The 2,927-nt window shown below is 64.7% G+C and carries 5 protein-coding genes; 2 read left to right on the top strand and 3 right to left on the bottom strand.

What is annotated here, in order from left to right:
- Nucleotides 1-328, bottom strand: a 328-nt coding sequence (locus tag JWQ81_RS09570) for a hypothetical protein (RefSeq protein ID WP_297539741.1), incomplete at its 3' end; no start/stop codon positions are given.
- Here JWQ81_RS09570 and JWQ81_RS09565 point away from each other — a divergent pair.
- Together JWQ81_RS09565 and JWQ81_RS09560 are read left to right on the top strand one after the other, a co-directional pair.
- Nucleotides 327-584 (top strand): integrase core domain-containing protein, encoded by a 258-nt coding sequence (locus JWQ81_RS09565; protein ID WP_297539739.1) that lies wholly within the window; start codon nt 327-329, stop codon nt 582-584. The two genes, JWQ81_RS09570 and JWQ81_RS09565, sit on opposite strands and share 2 nt — an antisense overlap.
- Nucleotides 585-894: 310 nt before the next feature.
- Nucleotides 895-1,485: a hypothetical protein gene (locus JWQ81_RS09560; protein ID WP_297539737.1), complete on the top strand. Its 591-nt coding sequence runs from the start codon at nt 895-897 to the stop codon at nt 1,483-1,485.
- Nucleotides 1,486-1,589: 104 nt separating this feature from the next.
- On the opposite strand, the gene JWQ81_RS09555 is transcribed toward JWQ81_RS09560, so the two are convergent.
- Both JWQ81_RS09555 and JWQ81_RS09550 read right to left on the bottom strand, forming a co-directional pair.
- Nucleotides 1,590-1,766, bottom strand: a complete 177-nt coding sequence (locus JWQ81_RS09555) for a thiazolylpeptide-type bacteriocin (protein ID WP_297539735.1) — start codon at nt 1,764-1,766, stop codon at nt 1,590-1,592.
- A 1-nt stretch (nt 1,767) separates the two neighbouring features.
- A complete protein-coding gene (locus JWQ81_RS09550) occupies nt 1,768-2,331 on the bottom strand; it encodes a nitroreductase family protein (protein WP_297539732.1) in 564 nt (187 codons plus the stop codon).
- Nucleotides 2,332-2,927: the final 596 nt, after the last annotated feature.

The following is a 2,927-nucleotide window of genomic DNA, read 5'->3' as shown; positions in this document are numbered from 1 at the left end:
CTTCCTGCGCTCCCAGGCAGACGCACTGCTCGCCATGGACTTCATCGAGACCGTCACCCTGACCGGGCAGCGCCACTACGTCCTCGCCGCCATCGAACACGCCACCCGCCGCGTACGCATCCTGGGCACCACCGCACATCCAACCGCGTCCTGGGTCACCCAGGCAATCAAGAACTTGGCCATGGACCTGGACGACGCCGGAGTCAAGTCGAAGCACCTGATCCGCGACCGCGACGCGAAGTACCCCCCTGATCGACGAAGTCCTCGCCGATGCCGGCATCCAGACCGTGCTCACTGGTGTCCAGATGCCACGGATGAACTCGATCATGGAACGCTGGGTGCAATCCTGCCGCCACGAACTGCTGGACCGAACCCTCATCTGCAACGAGGCCCACCTGCGGCACGCCCTGCGCGAGTACGAGCAGTTCTACAACCAGCACCGCGCCCACCAGGCCATGCAACAAACAGCACCCCTGCGCACGGCACCCGAACCGATCAGCGATAAAGAACAGATCACCCACCTCGACATACGCCGACGAGACCGCCTGGGCGGAGTCCTCCACGAGTACCACCATGCCGCTTGACCTGCACGGACGTAGTTTTCGGCAGGCGCAGCACCCCCGTCAAACCGACGGAGTCCGGCCTCACAGCAGTGCGCTCCGGAGTGTCAAACCCCATGTCTTTCGCACCTTCCGGGATGAAATCGAGAACGTGAATCCAATATGGCCGACCTGAATATCCGAGGACAGAGCGAAAGGCCGGGCGCTTATGTACGTCACCTTTCCTGTGACATCGCGCCGCACAGTTTCGGAATTGAATATTCCGCTTCTGCACCACGCCGGGACATGGCCGAAAACAGCCACCCGTTCGGGGTGATCGCTGTACTCTCCGCCAATGACGCCTACGACGCCATCAACCCCGTCGAGTCCTTCGACAGCGGACGCCGAGTGTGCCGCGCTCACCCGGAACCTGCGCCGCCGAGGCACCCTCGTACTCTCCGTTTTCGCCCTGGTATGGGCCTTCGCCGGCGCATCGGGCATGGCGTCGTCGACCGCCGCCCTGGCCGTCGAGATCGCGGCCGGGACGCTCACCGTGGCGGCGATCGTCCTCGCCTATCGCAAGGGCGCCGCGCCCTCGCCCCGCATGGTGAGCCTGCCGGACAACTGGGCGCGCGGGGTCGGCATCGTCAACGTCATCGAGGTCGTGGCCATCTTCGCAGTGATCGCCGTGTCCAACGCCTCGGGACACCCCTCGTTCATTCCGGCGGGCATCGCGCTGGTCGTGGGCCTGCACTTCTTTCCACTCGCAGGCCTCTACGACCAGTGGCAGTACAAGGGGGCAGCCGTACTGCTGACCGTCGTCGCGGTCGTCGGCTTCGGCCTCATCGCCGTCGGCCTCTCCAGTGAGACCGTACGGGCTGTGGTGGGCCTGGCCGCCGCGGTCGTGTTGTGGGCTTCCGCTTACCACGTGGCGGTCAAGGACTGAGCTTCGGCAGGTAGGCGAACACACGCAAGCATGTACCCGACCGGTCGGCTGGCCGGGCGGGCTCATCCTTTGGTGCGTGAATCAGCCGGTACGGCCGATCCGCATCAGCAGGCGGAGCAGGTGCTCGACGAGGACGACGAGGTACCGATCGAACCGCTGGACGCGCCCATCTCCGGCAGCGCCACACCCTGGGCGACCTCGAGGGTCTCCAGTTCGTCCGCGTCGAAACCGTCGAACGCCTTCTCCGCGTCGTCACCGTTCTTGATGTCGTTGATGCTCATGTTATGCATTCCCTTCGACTGACTCCGGGGTGTCCATGAAGTCCACCCCGAATCGACAATCCTGCGAATGTGTCGCCGTCCGGCTTTTCTTTCCTTTCCGTCCGGCTGCGATATCCATATTGCCCGGCCGGCCATCCACCAGAGTTTCCGACGGCTCGCTGACATTTATCACGGGGCAAATGACTCTTCTCCGGGAAGCGACCATTCCGGGCTGTTCACCATGTGCCATTCCTCGCCGGGGTCGCCGGCGATCCCGGCGTCCGGGCCAGGGGTGCCGAGCAGGAAATCGCCCCACGGAGGACTCCTTGAGGTAGTCCAGGCCCAGGACGCGGGCGGACATGTCGGCGTCCCCGTTGCCCAGGCCGCAGGGCGCCAGGCCTATCGCCGTGGCCACCAGATACATCGTCTGGTAGAGCACGCCGGCGTGCCGCAGCGTCGTCGCGTACGCCACGGCCCGGTACTTCCACGCCATCCGCTGGAAGCGCGAGGTCACCGTGACGAGCGCGTCGGGCCGCACGTCGAAGCCGACGGCCCGCGACGCACGGATAGCATTCTCGGCACCCATAGTCTCCCCGGACCCGACTTGCACCGGCTGGCTGCCCTGAGCTTGACGCTCGGTTACATCCCTTCAACCTCCTCGATCTCTACGGGCGCCCGAGCTGCTGGACGTACCTCTGTCGCCCGATTCGGCCGACCTGCCGAAACCGACCGGCGGCTAACGGTGAACGTGCTGGTGAGGCTGATCGAATCGGCCCTCACCGCGGATCGGGCGACAGAGTCGTACAAGGACGCCCGCCGGTTGTTCCGGCGTGACGCCCACGGGAGGTGCTCGGAAGGCAAGCGCGTGGATCCCGGATGCCGAACCCAGATAGAGGAGCTTGTTGGCCGCCTTGCTGGAGAGGGAAACCCTCCTTTTAGCGGCTCATCGCTCTCTTCTGTGGGTCGGCTGTCCCGTGTCACCGAAGGTTGAGTGATGTCATCGAATATTGAGCGGTGGACTGCGCTCGCGTCAGGCTGAAAGGGGGGACGGGGAGTCTAGTGGTGTGTCTCAGTTTTGAGTGACTGCTTTCAGGGCGACGCGTCCGCGCTGGACCTTCTCGATGATCTCGTCGGCAGTGGCGGTCCAGACGAAGGGCTTGGGGTCGTCGTTGTGGACGTCGA

It is taken from the genome of Amycolatopsis sp., assembly GCF_025464955.1.
GTDB lineage: Bacteria > Actinomycetota > Actinomycetes > Mycobacteriales > Pseudonocardiaceae > Amycolatopsis.
Note: the sequence above shows the minus strand (reverse complement) of the source record. Positions and strands in the feature narration are given on the sequence as shown.

Excerpts from the sequence above, each read along its gene's own strand:
- JWQ81_RS09555 (WP_297539735.1), bottom strand. The coding sequence starts at position 1,766 with ATGAGCATCAACGACATCAAGAACGGTGACGACGCGGAGAAGGCGTTC.
- JWQ81_RS09565 (WP_297539739.1), top strand. The coding sequence starts at position 327 with ATGGAACGCTGGGTGCAATCCTGCCGCCACGAACTGCTGGACCGAACC.
- JWQ81_RS09560 (WP_297539737.1), top strand. The coding sequence starts at position 895 with ATGACGCCTACGACGCCATCAACCCCGTCGAGTCCTTCGACAGCGGAC.
- JWQ81_RS09550 (WP_297539732.1), bottom strand. The coding sequence starts at position 2,331 with ATGGGTGCCGAGAATGCTATCCGTGCGTCGCGGGCCGTCGGCTTCGAC.